This window comes from Kitasatospora cathayae, from assembly GCF_027627435.1.
Taxonomy (GTDB): Bacteria; Actinomycetota; Actinomycetes; order Streptomycetales; family Streptomycetaceae; genus Kitasatospora; species Kitasatospora cathayae.
On record NZ_CP115450.1, the window covers coordinates 6,269,277 to 6,287,434 of the forward strand.

Consider the following 18,158-nt stretch of genomic DNA (forward strand, 5'->3'; position numbering starts at 1 on the left):
CTTGAGCGACCAGCCGTTCGCGCATCTGCACGTCCACACCGAGTACTCGATGCTGGACGGCGCCGCCCGGCTGAAGCAGATGTTCAAGGAGGTCGAGCGGCTGGGCCAGACCCACGTCGCGATGACCGACCACGGGAACATGTACGGCGCCGCCGAGTTCCACAGGCAGGCGACCGACGCGGGCATCACCCCGGTGATCGGCATCGAGGCGTACGTCGCCCCCGAGTCGCGCTCGAACACCAAGCGCATCCTGTGGGGCCAGCCGCACCAGAAGAAGGACGACGTCTCGGCGTCCGGCGCGTACACCCACAAGACCATCTGGGCCCGGAACAAGGAGGGCCTGCACAACCTCTTCAAGCTGACCTCGCGCTCCTACGCCGAGGGCTGGCTGGTGAAGTGGCCCCGGATGGACAAGGAGCTGATCTCCGAGCTGTCCGGCGGCCTGATGGCCACCACCGGCTGCCCCTCCGGCGAGGTGCAGACCCGGCTGCGCCTCGGCCAGTTCGACGAGGCCGTGAAGTCCGCCGCCGACTACCAGGACATCTTCGGCAAGGAGAACTACTTCCTGGAGCTGATGGACCACGGCCTCGAGATCGAGAAGCGGGTCCGCGACGGGCTGCTGGAGATCAGCAAGAAGCTGAACATCCCCCCGGTGGTCACCAACGACTCGCACTACACCACCGAGGCCGACGCCGGCGCCCACGACCTGCTGCTCTGCGTGCAGACCGGCAAGAACCTCTCGGACCCGGACCGCTTCCGCTTCGACGGCACCGGCTACTACATCAAGTCGGCCGCCGAGATGTACGCGCTGGACTCCTCGGACGCCTGGCAGGAGGGCTGCCGCAACAGCCAGCTGCTGGTCGCCTCCCGGGTCGACACCGAGGGCATGTTCAAGTTCAAGAACCTGATGCCCCGCTTCCCCATCCCGGAGGGCTTCGAGTCCGAGGCGGACTTCTTCAAGTCCAAGGTCTGGGAGGGCATGGACTGGCGCTTCCCGGGCGGGTACGACGAGGAGCACAAGAAGCTCGCCGAGTACGAGATGGACACCATCATCCAGATGGGGTTCCCGGCGTACTTCCTCGTGGTCGCCGACTTCATCATGTGGGCCAAGAGCCAGGGCATCGCGGTGGGCCCGGGCCGTGGCTCGGCGGCCGGTTCGCTGGTCGCGTACGCGATGGGCATCACCGACCTCGACCCGATCCCGCACGGCCTGATCTTCGAGCGCTTCCTCAACCCCGAGCGCATCTCGATGCCCGATGTCGACATCGACTTCGACGAGCGCCGGCGCGGTGACGTGATCCGCTACGTGACCGAGAAGTGGGGATCCGACAAGGTCGCCATGATCGTCACGTACGGCACCATCAAGGCGAAGGCCGCCATCAAGGACTCCTCCCGGGTCCTCGGCTACCCGTACGCGATGGGCGACCGGATCACCAAGGCGATGCCGCCGGACGTCATGGGCAAGGGCATCCCGCTGTCCGGCATCACGGACCCGAGCCACCCGCGGTACGGCGAGGCGGGCGAGATCCGCGGGCTGTACGAGACCGACCCGGACGTCAAGAAGGTCATCGACACCGCGCGCGGCATCGAGGGCCTGATCCGTCAGCCCGGCGTGCACGCGGCCGGCGTCATCATGTCCGCCGAGCCGCTGACCGACCACATCCCGGTCTGGACCCGGCACACCGACGGCGTCACCATCACGCAGTTCGACTACCCCACCTGTGAGGGCCTCGGCCTCCTCAAGATGGACTTCCTCGGCCTGCGCAACCTGACGATCATGGACGACGCCGTCAAGGCGATCGAGAAGAACAAGGGCATCAAGATCAACCTGCTTGATCTGCCCCTGGACGACAAGCCGACCTACGAGCTGCTGGCGCGTGGTGACACGCTGGGCGTGTTCCAGCTCGACGGTGGGCCGATGCGCTCGCTGCTGCGGCTGATGAAGCCCGACAACTTCGAGGACATCTCGGCCGTTCTCGCCCTGTACCGGCCCGGTCCGATGGGCGTCAACTCCCATACGAACTACGCGCTGCGCAAGAACGGGCAGCAGGAGATCACCCCGATCCACCCGGAGCTGGAGAAGCCCCTGGAGGAGGTGCTCCGGCCCACCTACGGCCTGATCGTGTACCAGGAGCAGGTGCAGAAGGCCGCGCAGATCCTGGCCGGCTACTCGCTCGGCCAGGCAGACCTGCTGCGCCGCGCGATGGGCAAGAAGAAGAAGGAGATCCTGGAGGCGGAGTTCGTCCCCTTCCAGAAGGGCTGCCGCGAGCGCGGCTACTCCGACGAGGCCATCCAGGCGGTGTGGGACGTCCTCGTCCCCTTCTCCGGCTACGCGTTCAACAAGGCGCACACCGCCGGGTACGGGCTGGTCTCGTACTGGACGGCGTACCTCAAGGCGAACTACCCGGCCGAGTACATGTCCGGCCTGCTGACCTCGGTGAAGGACGACAAGGACAAGTCGGCGGTCTACCTCAACGAGTGCCGCAAGATGGGCATCCAGGTGCTGCCGCCGGACGTCAACGAGTCCGACTCCGACTTCACGCCGCACGGCAGCGACACCGTCCGGTTCGGGCTCACCGCCATCCGCAACGTCGGTGGGCCGGTCGTCGAGTCGATGATCCGGACGCGAAAGGCGAAGGGGAAGTTCGCCTCCTTCCCGGACTTCCTGGACAAGGTGGAGTCGGTGGTCTGCAACAAGCGGACCGTCGAATCGCTGATCAAGGCAGGGGCGTTCGACTCGCTCGGGCACACCCGCAAGGGCCTGAGCGCCCAGTTCGAGCCGATGATCGACAACGTCGTCGGGGTGAAGCGGAAGGAGGCCGAGGGGCAGTTCGACCTCTTCGGCGGCGACGCCACCTCGGACGAGCCCGGCTTCGGGCTGGACGTCGTCTTCTCCGAGGAGGAGTGGGAGAAGTCCTTCCTGCTCGCCCAGGAGCGGGAGATGCTCGGCCTGTACGTCTCCTCGCACCCGCTGCACGGCATCGAGCACGTGCTCGCCGACAAGTCGGACTGCGCGGTCGCCGACCTCGCGGAACGGCCGGACGGCACGATCGTCACCATCGGCGGCATCATCTCGGGCCTCCAGCGGAAGATGACCAAGCAGGGCAACGCCTGGGCGATCGCGACGGTGGAGGACCTGGCGGGCTCCATCGACTGCATGTTCTTCCCGGCCAGCTACCAGCTGGTCTCCTCCCAACTGGTCGAGGACGCCGTGGTGTTCGTGCGCGGCAAGCTCGACAAGCGGGAGGACGTGCCGCGGCTGATGGGCATGGAGCTGTCCGTCCCGGACCTGTCGAACGCGCACGCCGAGGCGCCGATCACCATCAACATCCCGAGCGGGAAGGTCACCCCGCCGCTGGTGGCCCGGCTCAGCGAGGTGCTGACCCACCACAAGGGCACCACCGAGGTGCGGGTGCGGCTGGAGGGCCGCAACAAGACGACGGTGCTGCGGCTGGACCGGCACCGGGTGAAGTCGGACCCGGCGCTGTTCGGGGACCTGAAGCAGCTGCTCGGGCCGAGCTGTCTGGCCGGCTAGAGCGGGGAGCCGAGGCCCGGGGTGCGTACGCGTCCCGGGCCTTCGCGTGTTCAGGCGCCGCTGCCGAGGCCCGGGGGGACGGCCGTGTGGAGGGCCGAGACGAAGGCGGAGATGGCCGGGTGGGAGCCCGCGCCGGCGCGGAAGGCGGCGCGGGTGCGGCGGTACATGGGCAGGCGGGTGAGGACGACGCCCGGCGGGGGCTGGGCGGTGCCGAGGTGGGGGACCAGGGCGACGCCCTGACCAGCGGCGACCAGGGCGAGCACCGTGGTGAAGTCGTCGATCTGGTGCCGGATCCGGGGCGCGAAGCCCGCCGCCTCGCAGGCCCGGACGGCCATGGTGTGGCACAGGGTGCCGGGCGGGGACATGATCCACGGCGCGTCGCGCTGCTCGGCGACCGTCCCCGGGGCGCGGGCGGCCAGGTACATCGGCTCGGTGAAGACCGGGCGGGTCACCGCGAGGCCCGGCTCCGGGTCGGCCGGGACGAGGTCGTACTCGTGGACCAGCGCCACGTCCAGCTCGCCCGCGCGCAGCGCCGCGCCGACGGCCGCCGGGTCGACCTCGGTGACCATCGGCTCCAGCCGCGGGTGCCAGGCGGCCAGGCCACCGAGCGCCGCCGGGATGATCGCGCGGGCCGCCGAGGGGTAGGTGCCGATCCGCAGTGGCCCGGCCAATCCCCGCCTGGCGTGGGCGAGTTCGGCGCCCGCCTGCTCCAGCAGGGCGAGCACGGCCTCGGCGTGGCGGACCAGGCCCAGTCCGGCCGGGGTGAGGGTGACCCGCCGCCCGGTGCGCTCCAGCAGCGGGACGCCGGCCTCCTTCTCCAGGACGGACAGCTGCTGCGACACCGCCGAAGGGCTGAAGGACAGCGCCTCGGCGACGGCCGCGATGGTGCCGAGGTGGGCGAGTTCGCGCAGCAGGCGCAGGCGTCGGACGTCGAGCATCGGCTCAGCTTACGAGAAGCGTCGGAAATGTGAACTGGACCTGGGCGATCGGCGGGCCGGAGGATCATTGGCATGGAACTCAGGAGCCTGGAACTCGAGGGCATCTACATCCCGCTGATCACCCCCTTCGCCGCCGACGGCAGCGTCGCGCTCGACGCGCTGGAGAAGCTCGCGCACGAGGTCCTGGACGCCGGGGCGGCCGGCCTGGTCGCGCTCGGCACCACCGGTGAGCCCGCCGCGCTGACCGCCGAGGAGCGGGACGCGGTGGTGGACGTCACCGCGGCCGCCTGCGCCGAGCGCGGGGCGCAGCTGATCGTCGGCGCCTCCGGCGGCGACACCAGGGCCGTCGGCGAGGCGCTGGCCGCGCTCGGCGCGCGGGTGCCGCGGGCGGCGGCGCTGGTCACCACACCGGCTTTCGTCCGGGCGGGCGAGGCCGGGACGGTCGCGCACTTCCGGGCGCTGGCCGCGAGCAGCCCGCTGCCGCTGGTCGTCTACCACATCCCGTACCGCACCGGACAGCAGCTCTCCACCGCCGCGCTGCGCGAACTGGCCGCGATCGAGGGCGTGGTGGGCGTCAAGTACGCGACCGGCGGGCTGGACCAGACGGCCGCCGAACTGCTCGCCGACACCCCGGCCGGGTTCGCGGTGATGACCGGCGAGGACGCGTTCCTGGCGCCGATGCTGGCGCTCGGCGCGGCCGGCGGCATCCTGGCCTCCGCGCACCTGGCGACCGGCCGGTTCGTCGAGCTGTACCAGGCCTGGCGGGCCGGGGACGTCGAGCGGGCCCGGGCGCTCGGGCACCGGCTGACCGGCCTGGCGCTGTCGGCCTTCACGGCGCCGAACCCGGCGGTGACCAAGGGCGTGCTGCACGCCCAGGGCCGGATCCCGACCCCGGACGTGCGGCTGCCGCTGCTGCCGGCCGGGGAGGCGGAGGTCGCGGCCGCCCTGGCCCTCGCGAGTGGTCTGGACCAATAGGGCCGTCCGGGGGCCCTCTCACACCGTGGAACAGCAGCTCGTACGACGCCCGTGACAAGGCATGATGGGCAGAGTGCGGCTGTAGACAGCACCATCCAGAGGAGTAGTCGGAATGAAGATCGGCATTGTCGGGGCCACCGGCCAGGTCGGCGGCGTGGTCCGCGAGATCCTGGCTGAGCGCAACTTCCCGGTGGAGCAGCTGCGGCTGTTCGCCTCGGCCCGCTCGGCCGGGCGCACGCTGCCCTGGCAGGGCACCGAGGTCCCCGTCGAGGACGCCGCCACGGCCGACTACACCGGCCTGGACATCGTGATCTTCTCGGCCGGCGGCTCCACCTCCAAGGCCCTGGCCCCCAAGGTCGCCGCCGCCGGTGCCGTCGTCATCGACAACTCCTCCGCCTGGCGCCGCGACCCCGAGGTCCCGCTGGTCGTCTCCGAGGTCAACCCGGAGGCCATCGCCGACCGACCCAAGGGCATCATCGCCAACCCGAACTGCACCACCATGGCCGCCATGCCCGTGCTGCGCCCGCTGCACGAGGAGGCGGGCCTCGCCGCCCTGGTCGTCTCCACCTACCAGGCCGTCTCCGGCAGCGGGGTGGCCGGCGTGGCCGAGCTGCAGGACCAGGCCGCCAAGGTCGTGGACGGCGCCGCCGGGCTCGCCCACGACGGCTCCGCCGTCGAGTTCCCCGAGCCCAAGGTCTACCAGCGGCCGATCGCCTTCAACGTGGTGCCGCTGGCCGGCTCCATCGTCGAGGACGGCTCGAACGAGACCGACGAGGAGCAGAAGCTGCGCCACGAGAGCCGCAAGATCCTCGGAATCCCCGCTCTCAAGGTCGCCGGCACCTGCGTGCGCGTCCCGGTCTTCTCCGGCCACTCGCTGCAGATCAACGCCCGCTTCGAGCGCCCGATCAGCCCCGAGCGGGCCGTCGAACTGCTCACCGGCGCCCCCGGCGTCGAGCTGTCCGAGATCCCCACCCCGCTGCAGGCGGCCGGCCGGGACCCGAGCTACGTCGGCCGCATCCGGGTCGACGAGACCGTGGAGAACGGCCTTTCGCTGTTCGTCTCCAACGACAACCTGCGCAAGGGCGCCGCGCTCAACGCCGTCCAGCTGGCCGAGTTGGTGGCCGAGGAGCTCAACGGCTGACGCCGCGTGTGACGTTTGGCGGGCCCCGTCGTTGAACGGGGCCCGCCTTCGTGTTTCTTTGCGACTCGTTGGGGCGGCTGTTGCGGGACCGGGACATCCCCCGAGGTTCGGGCCGCGAACCATGGGGAAAAGGTGACCCAACGATCGGGCGGTCACGGGGGCCCCTCACCCCGAACGTTCGGCCGACGGGCAGATCGCCTACCCAGACCGACCTCCGAGGGCGAGCGGAAAGAGGTGCGCAGATGGACCGCTGTGTCGTCCTGGTGGACGCCGGATACCTGTTGGGCGCCGCCGCCAGCCTGCTCGCCGGCGACCCCTCCCGCTCCAAGGTCACCGTCGACCACGCCGCGCTGATCAGCGCCCTGCGGGAACGCGCCGAGGCCGAGACCGGGCTGCCGCTGCTGCGGATCTACTGGTTCGACGCGGCCCCCGACCGCCGCCCGATGCCCGAACACCGGCGGCTGCGCGTCCTGCCCCGGGTCACCGTACGGCTGGGCGCCCTCACCCGGGCCGAGGGGCGCTGGGTGCAGAAGGGCGTGGACGCCGCGATGCACGCCGAACTCTCCGAGCTCGCCCGCAACCGGGCCTGCGCCGATGTCGTGCTGATCACCGGCGACGGCGACCTGCTGCCCGGGATGATGACCGCCAAGGAACACGGCGTGGCCGTGCACCTGTGGGCGTTGCAGGCCGCCGACGGGGACTTCAACCAGTCCGAGGACCTGGTCGGCGAGGCCGACGAACGGCGGGTGCTGGACCGCGAGTGGATCGAGGGGTCCTTCTCGCTGCGGGACCACTCTCCGGTGTTCCCCGCCCCCGGGACGGGCGGTGCCCGCCAGGAGATCGCCAAGATCCTCTCCGCTCCGCCGGCCCCCCTGCCCAGCGTGGTGCCCCCGGTCGTCCGGCCGGCCGCCGCGGCGGTGCCCGAGGAGCCCGCCGCGCACGGGCGGCCGCAGCCGGCCGCGGCGCTGCGGGTGGTGCCCACCCCGAAGGACCTCGCCGGGCGGGTCTCGGCCGTCACCCCGATCACCCCGGCGGCGGGCCTGCCCGCCAACGGGAACGCGGCGGGCGGGCCGGTGGCCAACGGGCACGCGCCCGGCGGCCCGGTACTGCGCTGGTCCTCCGACCGCGGCTGGGTCGACCGGCCCGCGCCCGAGCCCTCCGTCACCGCCGGGGACGGCCTGCCGACCCTGGCCCAGCTGACCACCGCCGAACAGCGCTGGGCCGACCGGGAGGAGGACATCACCACCATCGGCGGCGACGCCCACGAGGTCGGGCAGGTCTTCGCCCGGCGCTGGAGCGAGCGGCTCGGCGACCTCGAACGGCTCACCGTGCTCTGGCCCGACTACCCGCGCATCCCGCACCGGGTCGACGGCGAGCTGCTGCGCTACGCGGCCCGCTTCGGGCTGCTCGCGCACAAGGACGACCAGATCGACGAACACGACCGCTACGCCATCCGGGCCGGGTTCTGGAAGGAACTCGCGGCCCGGGTGCCGGGCGGGTCGATGGTGGTGGACGACTGACCGCTGCCCACGGCCCCGGCTGACCGCTGACCGGGTCCCCGGCGATCGGCCCCCGTTGTCCGGTTCGCCCGTGTGAGCGCGTAAAGTCTCCGGTCGTGAACGAGACGGCCGGGCCAGCACCCCAGGACACCCCGCCGTGCGTCGCCGTACGCGACCTGGTCAGGACCTACCGCAGCGGGCGCGGCGCCGCCGCCACCCGGATCCGGGCCAACGACGGGATCAGCCTGACCGTCCGCCAGGGCGAGATCTTCGGGCTGCTCGGGCCCAACGGCGCCGGGAAGTCCACCCTGGTCCGCCAGCTCACCGGCCTGCTGCGGCCGGACTCCGGGACGGTCGAACTGCTCGGGCACGACATCGTCCGCCATCCCGAGCGGGCCGCCCGGCTGCTCGGCTACCTCGGGCAGGAATCCACCGCGCTGGACGAGCTGACCGTCGCGCTGGCCGCCGAGACCACCGGGCGACTGCGCGGGCTCAGCCGCTCCGCGGCGCGTTCCGCGGCGGCGGACGTCCTCACCGAGCTCGGGCTGGAGCCGATCGCCGCGCGGCCGCTCGCCAAACTGTCCGGCGGACAGCGGCGGCTCGCCTGCTTCGCGGCCACCCTGGTCGGGGAACGGCCGCTGCTCGTCCTGGACGAACCGACCACCGGCATGGACCCGGTCGCCCGGCGGGCCGTCTGGTCGGCCGTCGACCGGCGGCGGGCCGACCACGGCACGACGGTGCTGCTGGTCACCCACAACGTGATCGAGGCCGAGACCGTCCTCGACCGGGTCGCCGTGGTGGACGAGGGCCGGGTCATCGCGTGCGACACCCCCGGCGGGCTCAAGGCCCTCGTGGACGGCGACGTCCGGCTCGACCTGGTCTGGCGGGACGAGGCGCCGACCGGCGTCCCCGCCGTCGCCGAACTCGCCGAACGGGCCGAACGCACCGGGCGCCGCTGGACCGTCCGCACCACCCCCGAGCAGGCCCGCGAACTGGTCGCCGCCGTCACCAGCGGCCCGGCCTTCGCCGCCCTCGACGACTTCACCCTCGCCACCCCGAGCCTCGAGGACGCCTACCTCAAGCTGGGCGGCCGCCACGGAGGACTGGCCAAATGACGCTGCTCTCGGTGCCCCCGCAGACCCGTCGGTCCGCCGTTCCCCCCGCCCCGCTCGCCCCCGCGGCGCGGCTGCTGCCCGCGCTCGCCGCCGTGTACCGGGCACAGCTCGCCCGGGCCAAGGTGGCGCGCATCCCGCTGCTGTTCGTGGCCACCTTCCAGTCCGTCGGCATCCTGGTGATGATGCGGGGCGTCGTGGACGCCGGGCAGAGCTCGGCGGCGCGGTCCGTGGTCGCCGGGTCCAGCGTGCTGGTGGTGGCGTTCGTCGCGCTCAACCTGCTGGCCCAGTACTTCGGCAAGCTGCGGGCCACCGGAGGCCTCGACCACTACGCGACGCTCCCGGTGCCCGCCGCCTCGGTGGTGCTCGGCGCGGCCGCCGCGTACGCCTCCTTCACCCTGCCCGGGACGGTCGTCACGGCCGGCATCGGCGCGGTGATGTTCGGACTGCCGCTGGGGCAGCTGTGGGTGCTGCTCGCCGTCGTGCCGCTCGCCGGGGCCGCGCTGTCCGGGCTCGGCGCGGCCTGCGGGCTGCTGGCGCCGCGGCAGGAGATCGCGACCATGCTCGGGCAACTCGGCATGTCGGCGGCCCTGCTGCTCGGCGTGCTGCCCGTCGACCACCTGCCGCAGCCGGTGCTGTGGCTGCGCGACCTGCTGCCCTCGACCTACGGGGTCGAGGCCTTCGCGCGGACCTTCGCGCCCCACCCGGACTGGGGGATGGTGCTCGCCGACCTCGGGGTGTGCGCGGCGGTCGGCGTGGTGTCGCTGGCCCTGGCCACCTGGGCCTACCGGCGGGCGGTCGCGCGGTAGGGGGCTGTCGGGCGCTCGGGCGGCCGTTCGGGTGGGTGTTCGGGTGGGTGGGCCGTTCGGGCGACCGTCGTGAAACGATGGGGCCTGTGACCGTACCGAACACGCCTCCGGAACCCGCCCGCGCCGACGTGCCGGCCGAGCCGGGAGCCGTACCCGACCCGTTCGCACCGCCGCCGGTCTCCGCGGAGGAGCCACCGGCCGGTCTGCCGCCGGCTCCGCCGGTCGCGGAGCACCCGCTGCCGGACGAGCTGAAGATCGGGTCCGGGGTCGTGCTCGCCTGCCTGCTGGTCGGACTGGTGATGGCCGGGCTGTGGGCCTGGCTCGCGCCCAAGGTGCCGCTGGTCGTGGACGGGGACCGGATCCTCTACGTCGACCCCGAAGGGGAGCAGCGGGCCGGGGCCGACGCCGTGTTCGTGCTGATCGGGCTCGGCGCGGGCGTCCTCACGGCGCTCGGGGCCTTCCTGGTGACCCGCAAGCGCGGCGGCGGGATCTCGGTCGCGCTGGGGCTGGCGATCGGCGGACTGCTCGGCTCGATCGGGGCCTGGAAGATCGGGCGCTGGCTCGGGCCCAGCGACAACCTGATCGGGGAGGCCCGGCGGGTCGGCAACGGCGGGCACTTCGACGCGAGCATCGACCTGGGGGCGCTGGGAGCGCTGCTGGTGTGGCCGATGGCGGCGATGGTGGTGCTGCTGGCGCTGTCGGCGGCGTTCGGGAAGCGGGAGGAGGACCCGCCGCCGTACTGGGGGGTGCCGGCGGGGACGTACGGGCCCCCTGGCGGGGAGCCTACAGTCGTGCCGACTCCGGAGGACCGGGGGCAGGGCTGAGTTCGGTGGGGCGGGAGGTCGGCGGTCGGGTACAGGCCGGCGCCTTCCGTTCCCTGCGTTTTCCCGGGCCCCGGGCGTCTCAGCGGGCGATGGGGGCGGTGTGGGCCTGGGTGAGGGTGATGAGGTCGGTGGGGGTCAGTTCCACCTCGAGGCCGCGGCGGCCCGCTGAGACGTAGACGGTGGGGTGGGTGAGCGCGCTGGCGTCGATCACCGTCCGGAGCGGGCGGCGCTGGCCCAGGGGGGAGATGCCGCCGCGGACGTAGCCGCTGCTGCGTTCGGCGGCGGCCGGGTCGGCCATGGCGGCGCGCTTGCCGCCGACGGCGGCGGCCAGCGCCTTGAGGTCGAGTTGGCCGGCGACCGGGACCACGCCGACGGTGAGGGTGCCGTCCACGTCGGCGACCAGGGTCTTGAAGACGCGTTCGGGGGCCACGCCGAGGGCCTCGGCGGCCTCGCCGCCGTAGGAGGCGGCGGCCGGGTCGTGGTCGTAGGCGTGGACGGTGAAGGGGACGGCGGCGGTCTCCAGGGCGACGGTGGCCGGGGTGCCCTGGCCGCCCTTCTTGGGCTTCTTGGCCATGCGGGGGTCCTGGGTCGGTCGGGGCTTCGGTTCGGGGCTTCGGCTCGGGGCTTCAGTTGGGGCTGAAGGACTGGCGGGTGAGGTCGACCGCGGGCAGCGAGGGCAGCCAGCTGAGCACGGCGCTCTCGCGGCGCAGCAGGTCGAGTTCGGTGCGCAGCCGCTGGGCGGTGTCGGGGCAGGCGAGCAGCTGCTGCTTGACCGGGGTCTCGAACACCGAGGCGGCGGCGACCAGGTAGGAGAGCACCTGGGGGTCGTCGGGGAGCTGCTGGCGGCCGTGGGTGGTGGCCTCGCGGGCGCCGGCCAGGCGCTTCTGGTAGACCCGGAAGGCCCGCTCGACCTCGGCGGCGAGGGCGCCGGAGCCCTCACCGGGGCGTTCCTCAATCGGCTCGATCTCACCGGTCAGGTACGGACCGGTGACGTCCACGGAGCGCAGCCAGAACCGGGTGGTTCCGGTGACCAGCAGCTCGTAGCGGCCGTCGGGCTGGGGCTGGGCGGAGGAGAGGTCGGCGACGCAGCCGATGTGGAACATCGCCTCCAGCGGGTCCCCGGTGACGGTGCCGAGCCCGTCGAGCGGGCCGGCCGGGCCGTCTTCGGGCCGGACCGGGGCGACCTCGCGGCCGTCCTTGATGGCGAGCACGCCGAAGCGGCGCGGCTCGTCCTCGGGCCGTTCGAGCAGGTCGGCGACGAGACGGCGGTAGCGCTCCTCGAAGACGTTCAGGGGCAGCACGAGGCCCGGGTAGAGCACGGTGTTCAGCGGGAAGAGCGGTAGCCGTTCTGTCACGGCCGACAGCGTAGTTGCCCGGGGCCCGACCTTGTCGCCCGGTTATCGCCCCGCACCCGATCAGCGGACAGCACGGGACCGGCCGACGGGCTCAGCCGCGCTGGAAAGCGATCCGATCTCGCTGTCTACCTGAGCGCCGGTTCCGTGGCTGGGGGCCGCATTCATGCGGTGGCGGACACGCCACGCCCGCGCAGGGCCGCGCGGGCACGGGCGGCGCCGCCGGGTGTGGCGGCGGCGCCGATGCCGATCGCGAGGGTCCTGGTGCCGCCGAGGCCCGCACAGGGGCGGCAGATGCCGGGTCGGGGCACCGGGTCGTGGCACTTGGCGCACTCTGCGGGTGGGGCCTGAGGTGCTCGGACGGGTGGCATCTTGCGTCGGAGGCGGTCGCGCAGGAGGGCCACCGGGGAGTGCACGGGCGTGGGCAGGGCGGGGAGCAGGGCTTGGGCCAACTCGGCCGCCGAACTGCCCCGCTCCAGCCACTGGGCGACGAGGGGCGCCAGTTGCCGCGCCTCGGCCTCGCCGAGGCGCAACCGCGGCTCGGGCCGGATCGCGCGGAAGAGCGCTGCCACCGCCGCGCCGGTCTGCTCGTCCCGTTGCGTCAACTGGGCAGGGAGGGTGGGTACTTCTTCCGGTTCCTTTACGGGAGGGGTGACAGCGCGGCCGGTGCCCCGCTCACCGGCGGCCGGCTGGGGGACAGCCGGTGCGGACTGGGGCGTGTCGAACACATGGGCCTCGGAGCGCACGGTGCCGTTCGGCAGCCGGAACGTGTCGACGCGGTAGTACCCGGCGTCCTTCAGCTCCTTGAGCGCCCGGCGAACGGCGCCTCGCCCCTGCGTGCTGGTGTCGGCCATGTGCCGTCCGTCCTCGCGCCAGCCGTCGGGGCGGGAGAGGAGATCGGCGAGGAGGCCGCGCGCGGTGAAGCTTAGGCGACGGTCCTGGAGGAGGCCGTTCGGAAGTACGGTGAAACAGCGCGCGTGGGCGCTACGATGAATCTGCATTGGGAGTGGTAGCTCCTGTGCCGGACCCCGGGGTGTTCCACCACCGCCGGGGTCAACTGTGTTCTGTTGATGATGCGGAAAGTAGCACATTCGCTACTGGGAGTGCGGAGCATTTGTGAAATCCGCAGCCGGAAGGGTTGTTGAGTGCGAGGCCGTGGTGGCGCCACCAAGGTCCCGCCCTTGACATCGGGGGCAAGGCTTCGCGGCGAGCGCTGACAATTATGGAGTCCGTGTCGCTGGTCAGATCCGGCGGCCGGTTGCCATGGGGTGGGCGCGTTCAAGGAGTTCGCGCACATGGGGGTTGCGGCGGTGCGGCCGGGTCGCGGAGAGCATCGTGCGGAAGCGGTCGTCGGCCCGGCCGGACTGGACGTGGGGGAAATCGTCCAGGGCGAGATTCCAGTTGTGCACAGCTTCCTCCAGCCGGCCGGCTTCGAGCTGCCATTCGGCGAGCATCGAGCGGTGACGGACGCGGGCCCGTCGGTACACGGTGGGCCGGACCTTCTCGGAGTGCAGGAGCGCGCGGATCGCGCCTTCACGGTCACCGAGCTCGTAGTTGACCTGGGAGACGTGGTAGGAGAGCGAGGACGGGTCGTAGGAGCCGTGGGCCTTCGCCTTGGACTCGGCCTGCTCCATGGCGACTTCGGCCGCACGGAGCATGGCGAGCGCTCCGGCGCGATCGCCGGTCCGGGCGAGGGCGTGGGCCTGCTGGCCGGCGAGGAAGGCGCGCATCCGCGGTCCTGCCTCGGGTGAGGCGGCCGCGGCCGCGTTCGCGTACCGCAGGGCAGGGGCGCCGTGGCCGAGTTCCACGGCCTGGACGCTCATGCCGCGCAGGGTGGTGCAGTAGGTGAGGTGGTCGCCGGCGGCCAGGGCGAGCTCCAATGCCTTGGTGTAGTAGCTCTGACCGAGCAGGTCCAGGCGCTCGTCCACGGCCATGTAGCCGGTCAGATACAGGTGATCGGCCGCAGCGGAGAGCATCGCCTTGCGCACCTCGTCGGAGGCGGTGGCCTTGAGGTACGGGGCGATGTTGTTGACCATGAACGCGGCGGCCATCGGGCGGGCGGTCCGGCCGCCGAACTGGTCGTCCAGTTCGCTGATCCGCTCGGTCATGGCGATCACGGACTGGACCTCGGCCATGCCGATCCTGGTGTGCGGATCGGCCTTCAGCCGCTCGAACCGCCCGACGACGTCCGGCCAGCCGCGGATGGTGAGGGCGACCGAATACAGGCCCGCCCCGAGTACGCCCCTGCGCGATGGGTCCATGTCCATGCTCCCGAGGTCGATCAGTCCAGCCACCGTATCCGTGGACTGGGGCTGAACGTCAGGGCGATCGGCGAAGCCTGCCTCGAACGCGGTGACGGGCCGCCCGAGCCGACGGGTCAGGGCCTCCAGGACGACCTTCTGGTATTTGGTCATGGGGCGGGTGCCCGAGACCCAGTGTGAGACGGCGGACTCGTCGTACTTGAGCTTGTATCCGACCTCAGTGCCGGTCCGGTTGACCGCGCGGGCGAACTCGCCGTTACTCGCCCACCGGCACTCTTCGATCAGCGCGGCGAGCTTGCCATTGGGTGTCCGTTCACGTGTTGACATCGCCGCCCCCAGGCCGGGTTTCAAGGGTTTCAAGCGTCAGGGGTGTCTCTACCGTGTTCACGCCGAGCACATGCCTGTTGACTCATTGTCAGGCCGAACGCGAGCCCCGCAAGACGGGGTTGCTTCGGCTCCGCGATCGGCGGTACCGCCCACCTGCTCGTCCATTCCCAGATGGCCGGTGCCGCTCTCCAGGCCAGTGCCGAAGGGTGCCCCACCGTGGTCATGCATTCCCATGTCTTCTTTCTGACCAGAGATCCGCTCTCCGTGCCCGTCGCCCGCCGCAGGGTGCGGACCCGCATCGCCAGCTGGGGTGTCCTGCTCGATGAGGACGCGCGGCTCGCATTGGACACGGTCACCTCCGAGCGGGTGACCAACGCCGTGCAGCACTCCGACCGGTCGATGTTCACCGTTGCCGTCTACGTGAGCGTCCGGCTGCGGCGGGCCCTGGTCGAGGTCTACGACGGCTCGATCGTGCTGCCCAGGCGCCGCTGGGCCGGTGCGGACGCGGAGAGCGGTCGGGGGCTGGAGCTGGTCGAGTGCCTGGCCCTGGCCCACGGGGCCGAGCGGACTGAGCGGGGCAAGCGGGTCTGGGCGGAGCTGGCGCTGCCCGACCAGCCGGTGACTCGGCGGCAGGTCCTCGCTGGGCCGCGCCGAGCGGTCCGGGCCGTCGTGAATGCGATCGGCCGCCGTGGCCGGCCGCCGATACAGGCTCCGTACTGCCCCGGCAGCACCCGTCCCGCCGTTCCGGCTCGCTAGGCAGGAACCCCCGTCAGGAAGGGATCAGATCCAGTGACCAGCATGACCAGGACCAACGGCGTTCTCGGCCGCCGCGGGCTGCGGACCGGCGTCGAATGGTCGACCCCCGGTGCCGCCCGTGCGCGCGCCGCCCGGCTCGTCGCCGAACACCGTGCCCAGCAGCGGGAGATTATCCGTAACCCGCACCTGAGTGCCGCGTGGGCCCGCGCTGCCGTGCGCGCCCCGCAGCTGCTGGCCGCCGTCCACGAGGCCATTGGCCCGGACGTCGCGGTGGAGAACACCTTCCTCGTGGTGAAGTGGCCCAGCCGCACCTTCGAGATCCCCTGGCACCAGGACGGCATCGACGCCCGGCTCGAACTGGACCCCGACCGCTCGGTCTCCGCCTGGCTGGCCCTCAGCGACGCCACCGTGAGCAACGGCTGCCTGCACGCCGTACCCGGCTCCCATCACTTCGGCTACCTGCCGTTCGCCCCGGAGGACGAGCACGGCGCCGAACGCGGCCGAGCCGACCAGGCCAGCGGGTTCAACTCCGACAAGACCACCGCCTTTCCCCTGCGTGCCGGCACCGCCCTGCTCATGGACAGCCGTTTGCTGCACCGCTCCGGCACCAACTCCAGCGACGGCGCCCGCGTCGGCCTGAACGTCCGCTATGTCGCCCCCGGCGGCATCCGCCGCCGCGACCCCCAGAGCCCCAGCCCCGACCCGGTCACCGGGACGGGCTGGTAGCACCACCCAAGGGATCAACACCCCATCGAGAGGAGCACAACACCGTGACCATCCTCGAAGAGATCGCCACCCGCGAGGACCTGGTGACCCGGGTCCGCGTCCTGACCGGGGAGGACGCCGACGCGGCCCGCCGCGCCGACAAGACCCCGATCGCCAAGTCCGACTGCACCTACTACTGCCCCGACGCGGCCACTGCCGAGCGGTGCATCCAGTCCCTGCGCGAGTCCGACGAGCGCCTGCGCAACCGCCCCGAGGAGCTCATGCTCTGGGACTGGCAGTGCACCTACTGGGAGGCCGAGGCCGGCAACCCCAACGGCGGAGGCACCGTCCTCCTCGGCGTCGCCTGGTACGACCAGAAGTTCTTCGACGACCGGCGCGACGCCTGGTTCGGCGCCATGCACCAGCGGATCTACCAGCAGCTCGGCATCCCGCTGGAGGACATCACCGTCACCCACTGGCAGCTGATCGCCAGCTGACCTGAGCAGTACCAGCACACCGGCCGGGCCCCGCGCCGCGGGGCCCGGCTCGGCTCAGTCGCGGGCCGCCAGCTCCGGAACCGGCTCGACCTCTGGCAGCGGCCGGCGGCCCCGTGCCAGGGCGAGCACCAGCACGGCACCCGCCCAGCCGACCACCGTCACCACCAGGCCGCCGACCAGGAATGCGACCCTCGGGCCGGTGGCGGCCAGCGCCGGGACGAACAGCATCGAGACCGTCCCGCAGGTGCGGATCACGGTCAGGTCCACCGTCAGCAGCCGCCTGCGGGCGGCCGGAGGGAACAGTGCGAAGTGCGTGGACAGCGCGATCTGCAGGAACGGCGACACCGCCCCCGACAGGACGGACAGTGTCAGCAGCACCGGCAGCGACCCGGCCAGCCCGGTGGCCGCCAGCACCAGCCCGGACACCGCCCACGCCGCGCAGTACACCGCCGTCAGCGGCGCCGGCAGCCGCACGTTCCCTGCCGCCAGGTTCCCGGCCAGGGCCCCGGCGCCGGTACAGGCCAGCACCGCCGCGTAGGCAGAAGCCCCGGCGTCGAGGTGGGCAGCCAGCAGCGCGGGCATCGCCAGAGACACCGCCCCGGCGAAGATCCCGATCCCGTGCACGGCCAGCACCACACCGGTATCCGGATGGGTCCGCACCAGCGACCAGGCACCTGGCTGCGTCCCCGCCGGCTGCAGCCCGGCCTGCGGAGCGGCAGCACCCGGCCGGACGCTGGCGGCCAGCAGCACCAGGGCGAGCGCCGAGACGGCGAACGTCGCCGCGTCCACCCAGAACAGCCCGGCCAGCGGCATCACCGCCAGCAGCAGCCCGGCCGCCCCCGGCCCGGCGACGCGCGAGATCCGGCCGGTCAGGTCCATCAGCCCGCTGACGGCCTGGACCTCGTCCGGCCTGACCAGGTCCGGCACCATCGCGCCGAGGTTCGGGTCGAACAGGGCCCCGCCCACCCCCAGCAGAGCGGCCGAGGTGATCAGCCCCACCGTGCCGAACTCGGCCCACGCCCACGGCAGCGCGGCCACCAGGACCAGCCGGACCGCGTCCACCACCGCCAGAGCCAGCAGCGACGCGAACCAGTCCATTACCCGGCGCCCCAGCGTGCCCAGCACGACGTACGGCAGCGACTCGGCGACGGCCACCAGGCCCATTACCCCGGCGCCCGCGTGCTCCCACGCCATCCACATCACGGCCATCGCGTACAGCCGGTCGCCGAACACCGACGTTGTCTGCGCTCCCCACAGCAGGAGCACAGGTCCACGACGCAGCAACCGCACGTATCGCATGATCCACTCCGCCCCAGGAAGCACGAAGTCCCGGCAGCGAGCCGCCACCGGGAACTCCCCACACCCTAGGGCAACTTGAGGACTGTCCGGCGCAGGCGCCCCGAGCACGGCATCCAGCCGTCAGCTGC

Annotated in this window: 16 protein-coding genes; 10 read left to right on the forward strand and 6 right to left on the reverse strand. The window is 72.3% G+C overall.

Going from position 1 to position 18,158, the window contains the following annotated elements:
• Position 1: 1 nt before the first annotated feature.
• Positions 2 to 3,535: a DNA polymerase III subunit alpha gene (gene dnaE, locus O1G21_RS28035; RefSeq protein WP_270147555.1), complete on the forward strand. Its 3,534-nt coding sequence runs from the start codon at positions 2 to 4 to the stop codon at positions 3,533 to 3,535.
• A gap of 50 nt (positions 3,536 to 3,585) precedes the next feature.
• On the opposite strand, the gene O1G21_RS28040 is transcribed toward dnaE, so the two are convergent.
• Positions 3,586 to 4,473, reverse strand: coding sequence for a LysR family transcriptional regulator (locus O1G21_RS28040; protein WP_270147558.1), 888 nt, complete (start codon positions 4,471 to 4,473; stop codon positions 3,586 to 3,588).
• A 72-nt stretch (positions 4,474 to 4,545) separates the two neighbouring features.
• On the opposite strand from O1G21_RS28040, the gene O1G21_RS28045 reads away from it, so the two are divergent.
• The 6 genes from O1G21_RS28045 to O1G21_RS28070 all read left to right on the forward strand — a co-directional run bounded on the left by O1G21_RS28045 (position 4,546) and on the right by O1G21_RS28070 (position 10,833).
• Positions 4,546 to 5,448 carry a dihydrodipicolinate synthase family protein gene (locus O1G21_RS28045; RefSeq protein WP_270147560.1) on the forward strand — a complete coding sequence of 301 codons (903 nt, stop codon included), beginning with the start codon at positions 4,546 to 4,548 and terminating at the stop codon, positions 5,446 to 5,448.
• 112 nt (positions 5,449 to 5,560) lie between these two features.
• Positions 5,561 to 6,589 carry an aspartate-semialdehyde dehydrogenase gene (locus O1G21_RS28050; protein WP_270147562.1) on the forward strand — a complete coding sequence of 343 codons (1,029 nt, stop codon included), beginning with the start codon at positions 5,561 to 5,563 and terminating at the stop codon, positions 6,587 to 6,589.
• Positions 6,590 to 6,831: 242 nt separating this feature from the next.
• Positions 6,832 to 8,109, forward strand: coding sequence for an NYN domain-containing protein (locus tag O1G21_RS28055; RefSeq protein WP_270147564.1), 1,278 nt, complete (start codon positions 6,832 to 6,834; stop codon positions 8,107 to 8,109).
• Between the two features lie 95 nt (positions 8,110 to 8,204).
• Complete coding sequence (locus O1G21_RS28060; protein ID WP_270147565.1) at positions 8,205 to 9,203, forward strand: ABC transporter ATP-binding protein; 999 nt, start codon at positions 8,205 to 8,207, stop codon at positions 9,201 to 9,203.
• Positions 9,200 to 10,009: an ABC transporter permease gene (locus O1G21_RS28065; RefSeq protein WP_270147566.1), complete on the forward strand. Its 810-nt coding sequence runs from the start codon at positions 9,200 to 9,202 to the stop codon at positions 10,007 to 10,009. The genes O1G21_RS28060 and O1G21_RS28065 overlap by 4 nt, the downstream gene beginning before the upstream one ends.
• A gap of 86 nt (positions 10,010 to 10,095) precedes the next feature.
• Positions 10,096 to 10,833, forward strand: a complete 738-nt coding sequence (locus tag O1G21_RS28070; protein ID WP_270147569.1) for a hypothetical protein — start codon at positions 10,096 to 10,098, stop codon at positions 10,831 to 10,833.
• A 79-nt stretch (positions 10,834 to 10,912) separates the two neighbouring features.
• Here O1G21_RS28070 and ybaK read toward each other — a convergent pair whose 3' ends face one another.
• The 4 genes from ybaK to O1G21_RS28090 form a co-directional block, all read right to left on the reverse strand.
• Positions 10,913 to 11,407, reverse strand: coding sequence for a Cys-tRNA(Pro) deacylase (gene ybaK / locus O1G21_RS28075; RefSeq protein ID WP_270147571.1), 495 nt, complete (start codon positions 11,405 to 11,407; stop codon positions 10,913 to 10,915).
• Between the two features lie 52 nt (positions 11,408 to 11,459).
• Complete coding sequence (locus O1G21_RS28080; RefSeq protein WP_270147573.1) at positions 11,460 to 12,188, reverse strand: LON peptidase substrate-binding domain-containing protein; 729 nt, start codon at positions 12,186 to 12,188, stop codon at positions 11,460 to 11,462.
• Positions 12,189 to 12,349: 161 nt separating this feature from the next.
• Positions 12,350 to 13,186 (reverse strand): hypothetical protein, encoded by an 837-nt coding sequence (locus tag O1G21_RS28085; RefSeq protein ID WP_270147575.1) that lies wholly within the window; start codon positions 13,184 to 13,186, stop codon positions 12,350 to 12,352.
• 240 nt (positions 13,187 to 13,426) lie between these two features.
• Positions 13,427 to 14,773: a tetratricopeptide repeat protein gene (locus tag O1G21_RS28090; protein ID WP_270147577.1), complete on the reverse strand. Its 1,347-nt coding sequence runs from the start codon at positions 14,771 to 14,773 to the stop codon at positions 13,427 to 13,429.
• A 216-nt stretch (positions 14,774 to 14,989) separates the two neighbouring features.
• On the opposite strand from O1G21_RS28090, the gene O1G21_RS28095 reads away from it, so the two are divergent.
• From O1G21_RS28095 to O1G21_RS28105, 3 genes are read left to right on the forward strand one after another with little or no spacing between them, the layout of a single operon-like run.
• On the forward strand, positions 14,990 to 15,529 hold the full coding sequence (locus O1G21_RS28095) for an ATP-binding protein (RefSeq protein ID WP_405000724.1): 540 nt from the start codon (positions 14,990 to 14,992) through the stop codon (positions 15,527 to 15,529).
• A 42-nt stretch (positions 15,530 to 15,571) separates the two neighbouring features.
• A complete protein-coding gene (locus O1G21_RS28100; RefSeq protein ID WP_270147578.1) occupies positions 15,572 to 16,255 on the forward strand; it encodes a phytanoyl-CoA dioxygenase family protein in 684 nt (227 codons plus the stop codon).
• Between the two features lie 44 nt (positions 16,256 to 16,299).
• The gene (locus O1G21_RS28105) at positions 16,300 to 16,731 is read left to right on the forward strand and encodes a hypothetical protein (protein ID WP_270147579.1); all 432 of its coding nucleotides are present in this window, start codon (positions 16,300 to 16,302) and stop codon (positions 16,729 to 16,731) included.
• 54 nt (positions 16,732 to 16,785) lie between these two features.
• Here O1G21_RS28105 and O1G21_RS28110 read toward each other — a convergent pair whose 3' ends face one another.
• Positions 16,786 to 18,030, reverse strand: a complete 1,245-nt coding sequence (locus tag O1G21_RS28110) for an MFS transporter (protein ID WP_270147581.1) — start codon at positions 18,028 to 18,030, stop codon at positions 16,786 to 16,788.
• Between the last annotated feature and the right edge of the window lie 128 nt (positions 18,031 to 18,158).